Raw genomic sequence first — 15,207 nt, forward strand, 5'->3', positions numbered from 1 at the left:
GGAGTTTCGCCGTCCTCGAAGGACGGAGAGGTCAAGTCTGGCCGCTCACGGCGGCGGGCCGAAGGTTTCACGCCGATCCGTGGCCGTTCGGCAACAGCGCGCCGCCGGTGAGTCCGGTGCCGAGGAGACGTGTGACGTCCTCGGCGGCCTGGTCGGCACGACGTGCGGCGGTGCGCAGTTCGTGCAGGTGGCGGAACGCCGCGCCGTAGCGCTGCTGTTCGGCGAGCGGGAGCAGGGGAACGCGGAGTCGTCGGGGGTCCACCCGAACGATGGATGTACCGGTGGCTGCGGCGTTGACGTTCTGTTCCGCTGCCAGGAACCCGGCCAGGAACCAGGGGTCGAGACGGCGTTGATCCGGACGGAAGAGCAGCAGATGGGGCCCCAGGAAACAGCCTGACTCGTCCGGCTCGACGACCCGGGCCACGGTGCTGTGTCCTACGCGGAGCGTCTCCGTGAGCAGCACGTCTTTTTCCTGAATCGAGGGGAGGGGGGCATCGGCGGGCAGGTCCGCTTTCGTTCCGGAGGCGGGTCGGTTCTTCACGACATCCGTGGCTGTGAGCGTCGGCCTTCCGCCGCGTTCTGGTTCGGGCTGCGACAGCGGTTCGACGCTACGAGTCCGGCGGCTCGCGGGCGCGGTGCGAAGCAGAGTGAGAGCGCCGCCGCGAAGAAGATCCGCGACCGTCGCTGTACGCCAGTCGCGGGGGCGGTCGTCGGCCGGTGGGCAGTCGCCGTCGGCGCTGAGGTCGGTCAGATCCTGCGCGGCTCGGCGGAGTCGGCCGTACGACTCCGATGCCTGCCGGGCCAGCAGGGCAGGGCGTAGAGCTTGCCGGGAAGCCGTTCGGATGTGGCGGGCCGGGGTCAGGTCCACGGCCTCGGTGAGGAGGTCCGTGATCGGCACGGCGCCCGTGATGCCCGGGACGCCTGTGAAGCCGTCCCGGTCGGCGAGGTAAGGCCGCCACGCTGAGAGCACGGTGTTGTGGATGGCCGTCCAGTCGAGGTCCCGGTTCTCGGCGGCGGCGGCGTCGACGAGTAGAACCGTCCCCGGAGGTTCGGCCTGCGGATCCGGCCGTTCGAGCACCCACAGGTGCAGGCCGATGTGGAGCGGGGTGGCCGCGCCTTGGGGAAGTGAGACGACCGCGCGGAGGGCTCCGTCGCGTACGAGCTGCGCCCGGATACGTCGGCCGGCTGTGCGTTCCGCGACGGCGGGCGGCATGAGGAGCACGGCACGGCCGCCGGGCGCGAGGTGCGCCAGGGAGTGCTGGACCCAGGCGAGTTCGGGCTCGCCCTTGGGCGGCACGCCGTACGCCCAGCGTTGGTCGTAGGCCAGATCCTCGTGCCCCCAGTCACGGACGCCGTACGGCGGATTGCACAGGACGGCAGTCGTCGTGAGGCCCTTGAAGGCGTCGGAGCGCAGGCTGTCCCCGGTACGTACGGAGATCACCGCCTCGGGGGCGCTCAGCCGGAGTCTCGCGGCGGCCTGGGCGGCCTGGGCGACCAGGATGTCCTGGCCGCGCAGTTCGGTCGCCCCGGCGGATGCCGCCGCGGCGAGCAGCGAGCCGGTGCCGCACGCGGGATCGAGAACGCTCGCGGGGAAGTCGTCGCCCGTGCTGTTGATCAGAAGCCGGGCCATGAGGTCGGCCAGGGAGCGCGGCGTGCGGTAAGTGCCTGTGCCCCCGGCGTCCTCCAGCAGACGTTCGGCCAGGACGTCCGTCGCCGCCTCGGCACCGTCCGCGGCGACGCTTCGCAGCAAGGCCCTGAGCGGCCCGGCCGCGTCGGCGCCGTATGCGAAGCCTGCGAATCCGGGAACGTCATCCGCCTTGTCGGCCGTCACCGCTCGGGCCCATTGCAGCAGCGCGTCGTCACGCAGTTCGGGGAGGGCTTCGCGTTTCCTCCGTTCCAGTCGGGCGGCTGCGAGCACCGCAGGGAGCAGGTGGAGGGCCAGGTCCGCGTCGCCGGGGTGGGCGCGCAGCGCGGTGCGGAGTTCGTCCGCCGGCGTGTCCTCGGGGAGTTGGCCACGGGCCGAGAGCCAGGCGCGTACGGCGTCGACGTCGTAGGTGGGGCTGGTGTCCGTGCCTCCGGCCGGGGCGGGAAAGTCCGCGTGCCGACGGCGCCAGTTGCTCACCGTGGCGCGGGTGACCCCGGCCAGCCGGGAGATGTCGGCGGCGGTCACGAGGGCACTGGCCTGCTGGTTCATGGGCTCCTGCCGGTGACGTAGGGGCGGGCTGGACGGTCCCACTCTATACCAGCGCCTCACTGTTGCGAGGTGTTTGACAGTGCTTTCAGTTGAAGATGTACTGGGAGTGCTTTCACCCGGCCTCCCGGCTTCCCCGGGACTCCCGGGCATCCCTCTGCCCACAACACCTTCGAACGGATCAGAACCATGGCAACCAGGACCTCCAGTCCCTCCAGCACCTCCAAGCGCACCCTGTACCGGCTCACGGGCGTCGCTCCCACGGTCGACGCGATGTTCGACGTTCTTGACCCCGAGCAGCTTGAAGCTGTCGACGCGGAACTGCAGTTCCCGGAGGAGCACCTGGGGGTTCCGGCACTGTTGGTCTCGGGCAGCTTCGAGCAGTCCGAGGCGAGTTGGTGCGGCGAGATCAACCGCACGACCGGGTGCGAGGTGTCGCGGCCGGTGAACCGGTCGGCGGGGCTGCTGATGCTCGCGGTCGACGGCGAGGTGTACGCCATCGGCTACGACCAGGGGTTCCGCCTGGTGCCCGACAGTGTCAAGGACCGGCGGTTCGGACTGAGCTTCGTGATCCGCAGGGTGGACCCCGCCCAGATCCGCGACCTGGTCGCCCATACGCCGGGCGGCGGCCGGACCGACATCACCCTCGTGCCGGGCGGCACTCCGGTCTGGAGCCTGGGTGTCCAGGAGCACGCGCAGATCGTGCGTCGGCTGGGCGGTCGGCTGGAGCGGATGCAGCTCACGATCGGTCGGGACAACCGTACGAAGGTCTCCAGCGTCGAGGGCGGCACCGGGCTGCGGATGCGGCTCGGCGTCGACCCCGCGGACCTGGTCGCGGACATCAGGGCCATCGCCCGTGTTCTCCGGGAAGAGGACCCGAGTCAGGCACTGGAATTCGTCGAGCACATCGTCCCGGTCAAGGACGGCGACCTCGTCACGCGGCTGGAGGAGCAGCTCGACGACATGCTCGGCGAGCCGCCTGACGGACGTATCGCGGTCGCCGTCCCGTCCGACCACTGGGACGACTACGCCGCCGCCCAGGCGTTCGCCACCAAGGTGCACAGTCCGGAGGTGTACCTCACCGACGACTTCAGCCTGGAGTACGTCCTCAACCGGGCCCGCGTGCAGAGACCCGGAACGCGCTTCGCCGCGCTCCGGGACGGCACGGTCACCCTCCACTCGCACACCCGGGCGGAGAAGGGCGACGCCATCCGGACCTCGCACGTGCTGCGCTGGATCGAAGTGGAGGTGGCGCTCGGCGCCCGTCGGTTCTTCCTACTGGACGGGCAGTGGTACGAGATTGGCGAGGCGTACCTGGCGGCGATCCGTTCGCAGGTCGAGCGGCTCATCACCGATTCGCCCTCGGTCGAACTGCCGGCCTGGGTGCTCGGGGACAAGGAGCGGGACTACAACGAGTCGGTGCCCGACCTGCGGCCCGGTTACGTCTGCTTCGACCGCGACAACGTTCGGACGGCGCTGCACCGGGGCAACGGCGTGGAGATCTGCGACCTCCTGAGCCCGGACAACGTCCTCGTCATGGTGAAGCGGGCCAAGGGGTCCGACGCGCTGAGCCACCTGTTCGGCCAGGCCGTGGTCGCCGTGCAGACCCTGCTGCACTCGCCGGAGGCCATGGACGGGTTCGCTCGCAAGGTGGCTGCGGCCCGACCGGGCAGGGGGTTGCCGGAAGGCTTCCGGCCTTCGAAGGTCACTTTCGCGATCCTGCTGAAGAACGGAACCGACCTCACCGCCGACACGCTCTTCCCGTTCTCTCAGGTCACCCTCGTGCAGACGGCCAAGCTTCTTGAGGCGTGGGGCGTCGTGGTCGAGGTCACCGGGATCCAGGCTGTGACGGCGACTCCAAGCCGGGTGGGAATCCGCCGCCTGGCCGCGTAGCAAGACCGCATACCACATCCATGGGTAACTAAGATCCCCCGCACCCTGTGGCGGACCGACGGTCTTCCTCTACACGAGGACGTACCCCCACCCGCACGAGTCACTTGTCGGCGTGCTGATTGCCTGCATCAACTCCCAGGCACGGCTGGTGTTCAACACCGGACGCGAGGGGCTGCTCCCGTCCTTCTTCGGGTATGCCCATCCCGCACGCCGTACAACGCGATCGTCACCTTCACCGCCCGGTGCTGCCGCTGTACTACCGCAGGTATAGCCCGTAGGAGTGCGCTCGCCGTCCTGGTCCCCCTCTACTACCTTGCGAAGCCCAGCCTGCCCGCCGTACAGCTGGTTCCCGTACGCGGCGGCGACGGCCGCCGGTCGTCGGCGAGCGTGCGGAAGTGCCCCTGCGCGCCCAGGACCCCTCAGGAAACCGCCGCCTCCAGATACTGCCCCAGGTACCGGAACGCCCCGTCTGTCGCTCGGAACTCGAACATCGCGTCGTGGTTGTAGCCGTACCCCTGCTCGTACTTGACCGTCCTGGTGATGCCGGAGTACGTGATCTCGGGCATCCGGCGGGCGATCGCGCCCCGTTCCGTCACCGGCGAGCCGTCCTTGGTGCAGGCCTCGGCCAGGAACATGACGGCGTCGTAGGCCTCCGCCGCGTACCAGCCGGGGGCGGTGCCGTACCGGGTGCGGTAGGCCTTGGTGAAGGCGCGGGCCGAGGGGCGGACCGTCGGGTCGGTGAAGGAGGTGGCGAAGACCCAGTCGGTCGCGGCTGCGCCGGCCGAGGTGAGGAACTGTGGAGCGAAGGCGCGTTCCGTCGCCATCCGGGTGCCGGTGAACCCGGCGGTGCTCAGTGCCGACGCGAGTCCGGCGGTCCGGGCCGCGTCGCCGGTGAAGAGGACGGCGTCCGCGCGGGCGGACATCACCGCGGCGGCGAGCGACGCGTAGTCGATCTTCCCGGCGGCGACACGGGTCACCGTGGCGTCCCGGCCGGCCTGCTCCAGTGCGCTTTTGATCTGTTCGCACAGGGTCCAGGCGAAGTCGCCCTGTGCCCGGTCGTCCACGAGGAACACCTTGCGGGCGTCGACGTGGTTGCTGAGGTAACGGACGCAGGGGACGGCGAGCAGCCCGTCCGTGACGCGCAGCGCCGCATGGGAGTGGAAGAGATTCGTGCCGATCTTCGAGCTCTGGGTGTCGACGCCCACCGAGACGGACACGACGGGCATCACCGCCTTGGTGTACGTGACCTCGCTCGCGAGGAAACAGGCGTCGGTGGTGGGTCCCAGCACGGCGAGCACGTCGGCGTCCTTCGTGAGCCGGACGGCCAGCTCGTCGGCTCGTTTCGTGTCGCCGCCGTCGTCGTACGTCCGCAGTTTCAGTCGGAAGGGGTGGCCGCTCCTGGCGTTGATCTGCTCGACGGCCAGCCGGGCCCCGCCGAGTTCGGCGTTCCCGCGCTCCTTCCGGGCTCCGGTCAGATCGCCGTGGAACGCCACGACCAGTTCGGGACGCGGTCCCGCCCCGGAGGAAGGGGCCGCACCCGTCTTCTGCCGGGTGTTCCACCACCAGGCCCCGCCACCGCCCGCCGCGAGGACTCCCGCCGTCGAGCCGAGGCGCAGGAAGCCGCGGCGGCCGACGGTGCGGGCGGGGGACGGCGTGGCCGTGACGGCCGTCATCGTCGCGGCCTCCGGCGACACCGTCTGCACTGTGCTCGCAGGCGCGGACACCTGGGTCGGCTCGATCGTGCCGAGGGTGAGCACGGCGGCGGCCCGGTCGTTGATCAGCCGGGTGACCGGCGCGGGCAGCCAGTCCGACCGCCCGGCGGCGTCGGCCGCCGTTCCTTCCCCGAGCGCCTCACGCAGTCGGGCGAGGCTCGGGCGGCCGGGCGGATCCTTGTGCAGGCAGGCTCTCAGCAGGGGCGTCAGACCGTCCGGGAGCGCCGCCGGATCCGGCTCCTCGTAGACCGTGCGCAGCAGCATGCCGGCCGCCCCGCCGCCGCCGAACGGCCGCACCCCGGTCGCGGCGAACGCGAGCACGCACCCCAGCGAGAACACATCGCTGGGTGGGCCGATCTCGCCGCCCCGGGCCCGTGCCTGCTCGGGGGAGAGGAAGCCGGGCGAGCCGACGATCACACCGCTGGAGGTGAGCGCCGTGGCCTCCGGCGCGCGGGCGATGCCGAAGTCGATGAGCCGCGGCCCGTCCGGGGCCAGCAGGACGTTCCCCGGCTTCACGTCGCGGTGCACGAGACCGGCCCCGTGCACCGCGTCGAGCGCCTCGGCGAGCCGCACGCCCAGCACCCGCACGGAGGGGAGCGACAGCGGTCCGAAGGTGTCCACCGCCTCGGCGAGCGAGGGCCCCGGCACGTACGAGGTCGCCAGCCACGGTGTCTCCGCGTCGGCGTCCGCGTCCAGCAACGGGACCACCCACGGGCTGCGCACCTGCCGCGCGGCCTCGATCTCGCGGCGGAAACGGGTCCGGAAACCGCTCTCGTCGGCGTACGAGGACCGCACCGTCTTCACCGCGGCGATCGCTCCGCCCGGTGCACGGGCCAGGAAGACCACGCCCATGCCGCCGGCGCCCAGCCGCCGCAGCAGACGGTAGCGGCCGATCCGGGACGAGTCGCCGGTGCGCAGCGGCTCCATCAGACGGTGATCGGCGCGGGGCCGCCGTACACGAAGTCGCCCTGCTCGACCCGCCAGAGGAAGCCGCCGGTGCCGTCGATGACGATCTGACCGGTGTTCTGGAAGGCGAACGCCTTCGTGATGCCCTCGTACGTCCCCGCCCGCACGGCCGCGAGCAGGTTCTCCCGGGTGCGGCTCTTCGACGGCAGCCCCGACAGAGCCTTCAGCAGCATCCCGGTCACGTCGTAGGCCTCCGCCGCGTACCGGGGCGGCGCCTCCTCGAAGCGCTCGCGGTAGGCGGCGGCGAACTTCTTCGCCTCGGGTTTGACGGTGGCGTCGATGACCGGAGCCACCATCACCCAGCCCTCGGCCGCCTCCTGAGCCTCGGTCAGGAACCGCCCGTCGAGCAGCGCCGGGCCGGACACGCGAGCTCCCTGGAAGGCGCGTTCGCGCAGTGTCGCGGCGATCAGCGCCCCCCGGTCGGGCAGACCGGCGAAGAACACGGAGTCGGCGCCGGCGGAGAGCACCGCGTCCACCGCGCTGCCGAAGTCGCGGCGCATCGCGCTGACCACCTCCGGCACGGACGGCTGCTGTGCGTTGCCGAGCATATTGCTGAGGGAAGTGCTCAGATCCGTTCCGTAGTTTCCGGCCGGGCGGTCGACGACGATGCCGATCTTGCGTGATCGCGCGGTGCCGCGCAGGTAGTTGCTGACGTAGACGGGCAGTACCGCGTCGGGCAGCCGTGCGTGCAGGAACGAGCGGAAACCCTGGATGGAGAGGGCGGTAGAGCCGGGGGACACGCCGACGACCGGCAACAGCCCGGCGTCGTACTTCGCGAGCGACGTCTGCGCCGTGGCGTCGGTGGTCGGGCCGACGACGGCGAGGACCGCCGGATCGTCCGTGAGTTCCGCGGCGAGCCGGGCCGAGACCGCCGGATCGCCCCCGTCGTCGACGGCCCTGACCTTCACGTTGAACGGGGCGTCGCCGCGCGCGTTGAACTCCGCGACGGCCAGCCGCAGTCCGCGCTCCTGGGCCCGGCCCGTCTCCGCGTGCGGGCCGCTGAGGTCACCGTGCAGTGCGACGGTGTGCACCGGGCGGCGCGAGGACGCGGCGGCGGCAGGGCTGTCGTCTCCCGAGTCGCCGTCCCGGGCGACTGCCCACCAGGCCCCGCCCGCGCCCGCCGCCAGCGCCACGGCCCCACCGGCGAGCAGGAGGAAACGGCGCCGGCCGGCCGGGCGGGCGTCCTGCGGCTGCGGCGACTCGGACGTCTCACGCGTGTCGGGCTCGGCCGGCCCGGCAGCGGCAGGCGTGTCGGTCGGCGCCAGCGTGTGCTCGATGTCCGGCAGTGCGAGCGCGGCGGCCGAGCGCTCGGCGATCAACCGGGTGACCGGTTCGGGCAGCCACCCGGCCGCCGCCTCGTCCCGCGGAGTGCTGTCGGCCGACAGTTCCCGCACCAGTTCCGCGGCGTCCGGCCGCCGGGCCGGATCCTTTTCCAGGCAGCGGCCCAGCACCTCCAGCAGGCCCGCGGGCACCCCGTCGAGATCCGCCGGATCGTGCACGGCCCGGTACAACAGGGCGCCGACCGCTCCGCTGCCGAACGGCGCCCGGCCGGTCGCCGCGTACGCCAGGACGCACCCGAGGGAGAACACGTCGCTCGCCGGCCCGACGCCGCCGTCCCCACCCCGCCCCTCGGCCTGCTCGGGCGACAGATAGCCGGGCGTGCCGACCACCATCCCGGTAGCCGTGAGTGTCGTGTCCTCCGGCGCCCGGGCTATGCCGAAGTCGATGAGCCGGGGTCCGTCGTGGGCGATCAGCACGTTGCCGGGCTTGAGGTCCCGGTGCACCAGCCCCGCCCGGTGCACCTCGGCCAGCGCCTCGGCCAGCCGGGCGCCGAGCAGCCGCAGCCCGTGCTCCGCCAGGGGGCCGTACGCGGCCACGGCCTCGCCCAGTGACGGGCCGGGTACGAACGCGGTCGCCAGCCACGGTGCCTCGGCGTCCGCGTCGGCGTCCACCAGCGGCACCGCCCAGGGGCTGTCGACCTGCCGGGCGACCTCGACCTCGCGGCGGAACCGCTCCTTGAAGCCCGGCTCCTCGGCGTACTCGGCGAGCAGCACCTTCAGCGCCACCAGGGCTCCGCCCGGCGTGCGGGCCAGGTACACCACGCCCATGCCCCCGGCGCCGAGCCGCCCGAGCAGGCGATGGTCCGCGATACGCGCGGGATCGGACGAACGCAGCGGCTCCATCAGTTCTGCCCTCCCAGCTCGTACTCCACGCGGTTGAGCATCGTGGCGTTGGCGTGCGCCGCGTACGTGTTCAGCTCGGTGTTCGAGTAGCCCTTGGCGCCCTTCACCGACACCGCCACGGTCACCGTGCCGAGCCGGGTGACATACCAGTAGTACGTCTGCTCGCCGGTCCCGTTGACATACGAACCGATCTCCACGACCTGGTCGTCGGCGTAGTTGTTGGTGCCCTGGCCGTACGGAGTGCCGGTCGACATGAGCCCGGATATCCACTCGTCGGTACGGACCTGCTGCTCCCGGCAGCGCAACGGCTCCTCCAGCGTGCTGGCCAGCCGCTCGTCGGCGTCCCTCACCGTGGCGTGCACGGTGACCGCCGCGGTCACCTTGATCTCGCCCTTGCCCGCGGTGCCGGGAAGCTCGCTGTAGCGGGACAGCGAGGCCAGGACGCTCTGAGGGAGCGCCTGCCGTTCCCACCGGCACTGTTCGTCGAGGACGGCGGCGGTGCCGGGGGTGCTCGCGGCCGGCTGCTGGGCCCGGAAGCCCGCGCCCCACGCTTCCGGTTCCAGCGCGACGGCCGCTGCCAGCGCCTCGCCCTGCGGCTTCGTCTTCGGCACCTGAGCGGGGTCCGCCTGGAACGGCGTCAGTGCCGTCGCGTCACCACCCGTCGAGGAGGAGGACGAGGGCGAGCCGGACGCGGCCGGAGCCGCGGACCGAGAGGATGCCGAAGGGCTCGGCTCGGCCGCCTTGCCGTCGTCCCCGGAACCGCAGCCGCCCAGCACCACGGCCACCGCGGCCGCCGACGCCATGACCCGCCACGGCCAAGCCGCCCTGCCTCTACCAGCGTTGTCGTCCATCCACGCCCCTCCGCCTACGGCCCCCGCCTCGCGTGCGGTGATCGTACAGAGGGACGCGGGGAGCGGGCGGGCGGTTCGAAGAACAGGGGAGCTGCCGGAATCAGCGAACGTCGGCCCCGGCGCCCGCGCTTCCCGACGACCGCTCCGCCACCCGCGCCAGATGCCCCGCGAACACCCCCTCCGCCTCCGGCGTCAGCGTGCGCAGCGCCACCAGTGCCGTGATGGCCACGTCGCACAGCTCGCCCTGCACGTCCTCCCACGTGTGGGTGACGCCCTTGCGGGGGTTCTGGCCGGTCGCGCCGATGACCGCCTGCGCGACCTCGCCGACCTCCTCCGACAGTTTCAGCACGCGCAGCAGCAGGCCCTCGTGGCCGCCGTGCGCCGCGTCGGCGTCCAGCCAGCTCCACAGGGCGTCGACGGTCGTCCAGAGATCGGGAGGACCGGCGGATTCGGTGGGCCCGGTGGCCCGGGGCTGAGTGTCCATCAGCGAAGCCTGCCAGGCCACGTCCGCTCCCGGGGCCGTGTCCGGCAGCGGCACCCGGCACCCGGCACCCTGCCCCCGGCACCCGCCTCCCCCGGCACCCGCCTCCCCCCGGGGGGTGGGGGCTACTCCTCGAACAGCGCCTCCTGCTCGCCCTCCTCCTGCCTGCGCAGCCGCTTGTTCCGCATGCCGATGACCACCGCCGTGACCGCCGCCGTCGCGCCGAGCGCCGCCGGGACCATCCAGCCGCGGTCGACCGTGTGGCCGAGGGCGTGGTCGAGGGAGAGGCGGCCCGGGCCGGTGATGGCGAGGCCCGCGGCGGCCAGGCCCAGGGAGGCCGCGTGCTCGTAGCCGCCGCTCATCGCGAAGAAGCCGTTGGGGACGTGCACCGCGGACGCGCCCGCCATCGCGCCGGCCGCTGCCGCGCCCGCCGCCGGGGTGGCCAGGCCCAGCGCCAGCAGTGTGCCGCCGCCGGCCTCCGCCAGGCCCGCCGCCGTCGCACTGGCCTTGCCGGGGGCGTAGCCGACGGACTCCATGAACTGGCCGGTCCCCTCCAGGCCGTGCCCGCCGAACCAGCCGAACAGCTTCTGCGCGCCGTGGGCCGCCAGCACTCCGCCGGTGCCGAGCCGGAGCAGCAGCAGTCCCAGATCACGACGGTCGTAACAGGTCACGGTGACTCCCTGAGCAGAGAACGGCGGACGTGGAAGGTGACGGAGAAGATGAGGAGCGGAAACAGGAGCAGGAGCAGAAACAGCCCCCTCCGCGTTTCCACCGTCGCACCACTCACACCCGTCCGGCCCGTCCTGGGCGCCGTTCGGGTGGCGGGGCCCGGACCGCGATGTGAGGGTGGCCCGTATGGCGATCCAGATCGACAGACTCAGCGACCCGGCCGTGCGGGCCTTCGTCGCCGCCGTCAACGCCCATGACGAGGAGGCGTTCCGCAGCCTGCTCACCCCCGACGCGACCATGGCGGACGACGGCTCCGACCGTGATCTCGTCCAGTGGGCCGACCGGGAGATCTTCTCCTCCCACGGCCACATGGACGTCACCAAGGAGTCGGCCGGGGGGCGCGCCCTCATCGCCGACTACCGCAACGACACCTGGGGCGAGATGCGCACCAGGTGGAGTTTCGTCGTCGAGGACGACGGCCGGATCTCCCGTTTCGAGACCGGTCAGGCCTGAGCCCCGTCCCTGCCGGCGGGCAGGCCGAAGGGCCGTTCACCGCCGGGCGGGCGGTCAACGGCCCTTCGCGTCAAGGGTGTTCACTTGCGGTGGTCACCAGGAGCGGGCGACCGCCTGCTCCGTCAGGGTGAGCTGACCCGCCTTGATGGTGGCCAGGCGCGGGGCCCGGCGGGCGATCGACGAGTCGTGGGTGACCATGATGAACGTCAGCCCGTACTCGTGCCACAGCCCTTCGAGGACCTCCATGATCTCGTCGCGCATGCCCTCGTCGAGGTTGCCGGTGGGCTCGTCGGCGAGCAGCACCTTCGGCTTCTTGACCAGCGCGCGGGCGATCGCCACGCGCTGCTGCTGGCCGCCGGAGAGTTCCGCCGGGGCGTGTGTGAGGCGCTCGCCCAGGCCGACCGAGCGCAGGGCCTCCGCCGCGCGCTCGCGCCGCTCCGCGGGCTTCACCCCGAGCGGGACGAGCGCCGTCTCGACGTTCTCCTGCGCGGTCAGCGTCGGGATGAGGTTGAACGACTGGAAGATGATGCCGATCTTCTCGGCGCGCAGCCGGGTCAGCTTCGCCTCGCTGATCCGCGCGAGGTCGACGCCGTCCAGCTCGACGCTGCCCTCGGTCGGGCGGTCGAGGCCGCCGATCATCTGGAGCAGCGTCGACTTGCCGCCGCCCGTGGGGCCCTGGATGACGAGCTGGTCGCCCTCCGCGATCGTGAGGTCGATGCCGCGCAGCGCCTCGACCGTCTCCTTGCCGCGCGTGTAGCGCTTGGTGACGCCGGTGAGGTTGTACATGGGATCTCCGGGTTCTCCGTGTTCTCCGTGAGGGATGTGACGACTGGTCGGGGCGCGGGTCAGGAGACGCTGCGCAGGGCGTCCGCCGGGCGCATCCGGGAGGCGCGCCAGCCGCCCATCGCGCCGGCGATCAGACCGCCGGCGACCGCCAGGCCCACCGCGAGAGCGATCGTGGTGACGGAGACGGGGGCCGAGAGGGCGATCTCCATCGTGTTCGACGCGGACTGCTGACCGGGACCGCCGCCGCCGGGGCCGCCGCCCATGCCGCCACCGCCACCGCCGCCGGTGTTGCCGAGCTCGGCGGTCAGCTTCGGGCTGATCGCCGTCACGGTGTACGCGGCCGCCAGGCCCAGGCCTATGCCGAGGGCGCCGCCGAGGAGACCGTTGACCATGGACTCGCCGACGACCTGCCGGGTCACCCGGCGGCTCGGCCAGCCGAGCGCCTTCAGGGTGCCGAACTCGCGCACCCGGCGGGACACGGCCGAGGAGGTGAGCAGCGCGGCCACCAGGAACGCGGCGACGAGGACGGCGATCGACAGCCACTTGCCGACGCTGGTCGCCAGGTTGGAGGCGGTGGAGAGGGAACCGGAGACCGTCTCGGCCAGGTCGGCGGAGGTGGTGACCGTCGTACCGGAGATGTTCTTCGTGATCGTCGCCTTGACGGTGTCGATCTGCTTGGAGTCGGTCGCCTTGACGTAGATCGTGGTGACCTGGTCCGCCGCGTCGGCGAGGGTCTGCGCCTGCTTCAGCGGCAGGTAGACGTCCGTGGTGGAGTCACTGCTGTCGGGGGTGGCGATACCGATGATCTTGTACTTGGTGCTGGAGATCGTCAGCGTCGAACCGACCTTGTACGAGTTCTCCTTGGCGTACGACTTGCTGACGACGGCGACCTTGGCGTTCGCCTGCGCCGAGGTGAACGTCACGCCCGAGGAGATCTTCGAGCTCGCCAGCGGGCCGAGGTCCTGGTTGGTGACGTCGACACCGGCCACGGAGTACGAGTTGACGTCGAAGGAGGCGCCGCCGCCCTGGACCTGCGGGGCCGCGGTGGACCCGCCGCCGCTGCCGCCGCCGGGGCCGCCCTGGCCGCCGTTGCCGCTGGTTCCGCTGGAGCTCTGCGCCTTGCCCTGGGTGAAGGAACCGTCGACCTTGGTGACGTTCAGGGTGAGGGCGCCGACCGCGGCCGCCACGCCCTTCTGGTCGGCGACCTGCGTGACGAGCGCGGCCTTCAGGGCCTGACCGCCCTGCGTCGAGACCCGGTCCGAGCTCTGCTGCGTGTCGTCGTCGTCCTCGCCCTTGGCGTCGAACTCGAATCTGGGGCCGCCGGAACTGTTGGCCGTGGGCGCCGTTCGGGCCTTGGTGACGGTCATGTCGGTGCCGAGACCGTACAGCGACTGAAGGACCTTGTCCTGAGCCTGTGTCATGCCGGCCGACACCGAGTTGACGGTGATGACCAGCGCGATTCCGAGCGCCAGACCCAGTGCGATGACCAGGGCGGCCTTCTTGCGCCGGCCCAGTTCACGCTTGAGATAGATGCCAAACATCCCGTTCCCTAAGGTTCTTGGCGCCCTCTGTGGGCGCGGCCACAACCTAGGGAGAAACCTTTGAGTCATCCTGAGTAAAAGATGTGTAAGGACTGAGAATGCGGAGCGCCGGATCAGAATTCCTTGAGACAGCTGATTCCTAGGCTGTGGAGGGGCTTTTCCCAGGTGACAGCGGTTGGCTGGGGATTTCCTTTTTCCTCGAATCCCCTTGTACGGTCCCGCAGTGCACGCATTCTCGCGCCCTTCCCCGCGCCTGTCCCGGCGCTCCCTGCTGGCCCTCGCGGCCACCGCGGCCACCGCGCCACTGACCGCCGCACCGCTCGCGGCGACACCGGCCGCGGCCGCCTCCGACGTGGTGGTCGGCGGCGCGCGGCTCGTCGCCGACGGTGTTCAGGTGAACGGGGGCGGCGCCCTGCCGAAGAAGCTCACCGCCCGGGCCTGGCTGCTCGCCGACCAGGACAGCGGCGAGGTGCTCGCCTCCTATCGCGCGCATCTGCGGGTCGCGCCCGCCTCCACGCTGAAGATGCTGTTCGCGGACACCCTGCTGGACAGGTTCGAGCGCACCGAGCGCTACCGGGTGACCGACGCGGACCTGGCCGGCATCCCGTCCGGCTCCAGCCTCGTCGGCGTCGAGGCCGGGGTCACCTACACCGTCGAGCAGTTGTGGCAGGGCGTGTTCCTGCGCTCGGGCAACGACGCCGTGCAGGTGCTCGCCCGGATGAACGGCGGGGTCGCGAAGACGGTCGCCGAGATGCAGGCGAGAGCGGTCGACCTCCAGGCGCTGGACACCCATGTCGTCAGCCCCGACGGCTACGACCACGACGGCCAGCTGTCCTCCGCCTACGACCTCGCCCTCTTCGCCCGGCACGGGCTGCGCGGCGCCGACTTCCGCGCCTACTGCGGCACCAGGACCGCCGAGTTCCCGGCCGGCGGCGGGAAGACCCTCCGGATCGAGAACACCGACCGGCTGCTGTCGGGCACGTACGGGGTGACGCCGTATCCGGGCCTGATCGGCGTGAAGAACGGCTTCACCAGCAACGCCGGCAACACTTTCACCGGCGCCGCGACCCGCGCGGGGCGCACCCTCGTCGTCACCGTGCTGCATCCGAAGAGCGGCCACAACGCCGTCTACGAGGAGACCGCCGCGCTGCTCGACTGGGGCTTCGCACAAGGGAGTTCGGCGCGGGCGGTGGGGACGCTGGTCGAGGCGTTGAGCGAGGGCGGGACCAGGGCGGGCGGGTCGTCCGCGGGTAAGGCGCCGCATGCCGGGGCGCAGGCCTCGTCGGCGGAGGGCGGCGGCCCGGACGGCTGGGGCGCGCTCGGCGGCGCCGGGGGAGCGGTGGCGCTGCTGGCGGGCGGGGCGTACGCGCTGCGCCGGCGTCGGCGCCGTTCCGGCGAGGCGCCGCCGGCGAGTTGATGGT

At 71.9% G+C, this 15,207-nt stretch carries 11 protein-coding genes; 3 read left to right on the forward strand and 8 right to left on the reverse strand.

What is annotated here, in order from left to right; genetic code table 11:
* Positions 1 to 67 precede the first annotated feature (67 nt).
* Positions 68 to 2,194 (reverse strand): N-6 DNA methylase, encoded by a 2,127-nt coding sequence (locus OG933_RS30605; protein ID WP_405629988.1) that lies wholly within the window; start codon positions 2,192 to 2,194, stop codon positions 68 to 70.
* A gap of 186 nt (positions 2,195 to 2,380) precedes the next feature.
* On the opposite strand from OG933_RS30605, the gene OG933_RS30610 reads away from it, so the two are divergent.
* A complete protein-coding gene (locus OG933_RS30610; protein WP_405629991.1) occupies positions 2,381 to 4,084 on the forward strand; it encodes a TIGR04141 family sporadically distributed protein in 1,704 nt (567 codons plus the stop codon).
* A 419-nt stretch (positions 4,085 to 4,503) separates the two neighbouring features.
* Here the strand turns inward: OG933_RS30610 and OG933_RS30615 are convergent, their stop codons facing one another.
* The 5 genes from OG933_RS30615 to OG933_RS30635 form a co-directional block, all read right to left on the reverse strand.
* Positions 4,504 to 6,723, reverse strand: a complete 2,220-nt coding sequence (locus tag OG933_RS30615; RefSeq protein WP_405629993.1) for a bifunctional serine/threonine-protein kinase/ABC transporter substrate-binding protein — start codon at positions 6,721 to 6,723, stop codon at positions 4,504 to 4,506.
* Positions 6,723 to 8,945 carry a bifunctional serine/threonine-protein kinase/ABC transporter substrate-binding protein gene (locus OG933_RS30620; protein WP_405629995.1) on the reverse strand — a complete coding sequence of 741 codons (2,223 nt, stop codon included), beginning with the start codon at positions 8,943 to 8,945 and terminating at the stop codon, positions 6,723 to 6,725. Before OG933_RS30620 ends, OG933_RS30615 begins: the two co-directional genes overlap by 1 nt.
* On the reverse strand, positions 8,945 to 9,796 hold the full coding sequence (locus tag OG933_RS30625; protein WP_362523960.1) for a hypothetical protein: 852 nt from the start codon (positions 9,794 to 9,796) through the stop codon (positions 8,945 to 8,947). The genes OG933_RS30620 and OG933_RS30625 overlap by 1 nt, the downstream gene beginning before the upstream one ends.
* Before the next feature lie 100 nt (positions 9,797 to 9,896).
* On the reverse strand, positions 9,897 to 10,280 hold the full coding sequence (locus OG933_RS30630) for a MazG-like family protein (RefSeq protein ID WP_405629999.1): 384 nt from the start codon (positions 10,278 to 10,280) through the stop codon (positions 9,897 to 9,899).
* Positions 10,281 to 10,402: 122 nt separating this feature from the next.
* A complete protein-coding gene (locus OG933_RS30635) occupies positions 10,403 to 10,948 on the reverse strand; it encodes a DoxX family membrane protein (protein ID WP_362523956.1) in 546 nt (181 codons plus the stop codon).
* 184 nt (positions 10,949 to 11,132) lie between these two features.
* Here OG933_RS30635 and OG933_RS30640 point away from each other — a divergent pair, with 184 nt between their 5' ends.
* Positions 11,133 to 11,459, forward strand: a complete 327-nt coding sequence (locus tag OG933_RS30640; protein WP_383477190.1) for a nuclear transport factor 2 family protein — start codon at positions 11,133 to 11,135, stop codon at positions 11,457 to 11,459.
* A gap of 93 nt (positions 11,460 to 11,552) precedes the next feature.
* Here OG933_RS30640 and OG933_RS30645 read toward each other — a convergent pair whose 3' ends face one another.
* Positions 11,553 to 12,245 (reverse strand): ABC transporter ATP-binding protein, encoded by a 693-nt coding sequence (locus OG933_RS30645; RefSeq protein ID WP_020126803.1) that lies wholly within the window; start codon positions 12,243 to 12,245, stop codon positions 11,553 to 11,555.
* Between the two features lie 59 nt (positions 12,246 to 12,304).
* On the reverse strand, positions 12,305 to 13,786 hold the full coding sequence (locus OG933_RS30650; RefSeq protein ID WP_405630003.1) for an ABC transporter permease: 1,482 nt from the start codon (positions 13,784 to 13,786) through the stop codon (positions 12,305 to 12,307).
* A gap of 223 nt (positions 13,787 to 14,009) precedes the next feature.
* Between OG933_RS30650 and OG933_RS30655 the strand changes: the two genes are divergently transcribed.
* Entirely contained in the window at positions 14,010 to 15,203 is a 1,194-nt protein-coding gene (locus OG933_RS30655) for a D-alanyl-D-alanine carboxypeptidase family protein (RefSeq protein ID WP_405630006.1), read from the forward strand.
* The last annotated feature ends 4 nt before the right edge of the window (positions 15,204 to 15,207 follow it).

Origin of the sequence: Streptomyces sp. NBC_00016 (assembly GCF_045040885.1) — a bacterium.
Classification (GTDB): domain Bacteria; phylum Actinomycetota; class Actinomycetes; order Streptomycetales; family Streptomycetaceae; genus Streptomyces; species Streptomyces coriariae.

Coding starts and splice junctions, on each gene's coding strand:
- OG933_RS30605 (WP_405629988.1), bottom strand. CDS start 2,194: ATGAACCAGCAGGCCAGTGCCCTCGTGACCGCCGCCGACATCTCCCGG.
- OG933_RS30610 (WP_405629991.1), top strand. CDS start 2,381: ATGGCAACCAGGACCTCCAGTCCCTCCAGCACCTCCAAGCGCACCCTG.
- OG933_RS30615 (WP_405629993.1), bottom strand. CDS start 6,723: ATGGAGCCGCTGCGCACCGGCGACTCGTCCCGGATCGGCCGCTACCGT.
- OG933_RS30620 (WP_405629995.1), bottom strand. CDS start 8,945: ATGGAGCCGCTGCGTTCGTCCGATCCCGCGCGTATCGCGGACCATCGC.
- OG933_RS30625 (WP_362523960.1), bottom strand. CDS start 9,796: ATGGACGACAACGCTGGTAGAGGCAGGGCGGCTTGGCCGTGGCGGGTC.
- OG933_RS30630 (WP_405629999.1), bottom strand. CDS start 10,280: ATGGACACTCAGCCCCGGGCCACCGGGCCCACCGAATCCGCCGGTCCT.
- OG933_RS30640 (WP_383477190.1), top strand. CDS start 11,133: ATGGCGATCCAGATCGACAGACTCAGCGACCCGGCCGTGCGGGCCTTC.
- OG933_RS30645 (WP_020126803.1), bottom strand. CDS start 12,245: ATGTACAACCTCACCGGCGTCACCAAGCGCTACACGCGCGGCAAGGAG.
- OG933_RS30650 (WP_405630003.1), bottom strand. CDS start 13,786: ATGTTTGGCATCTATCTCAAGCGTGAACTGGGCCGGCGCAAGAAGGCC.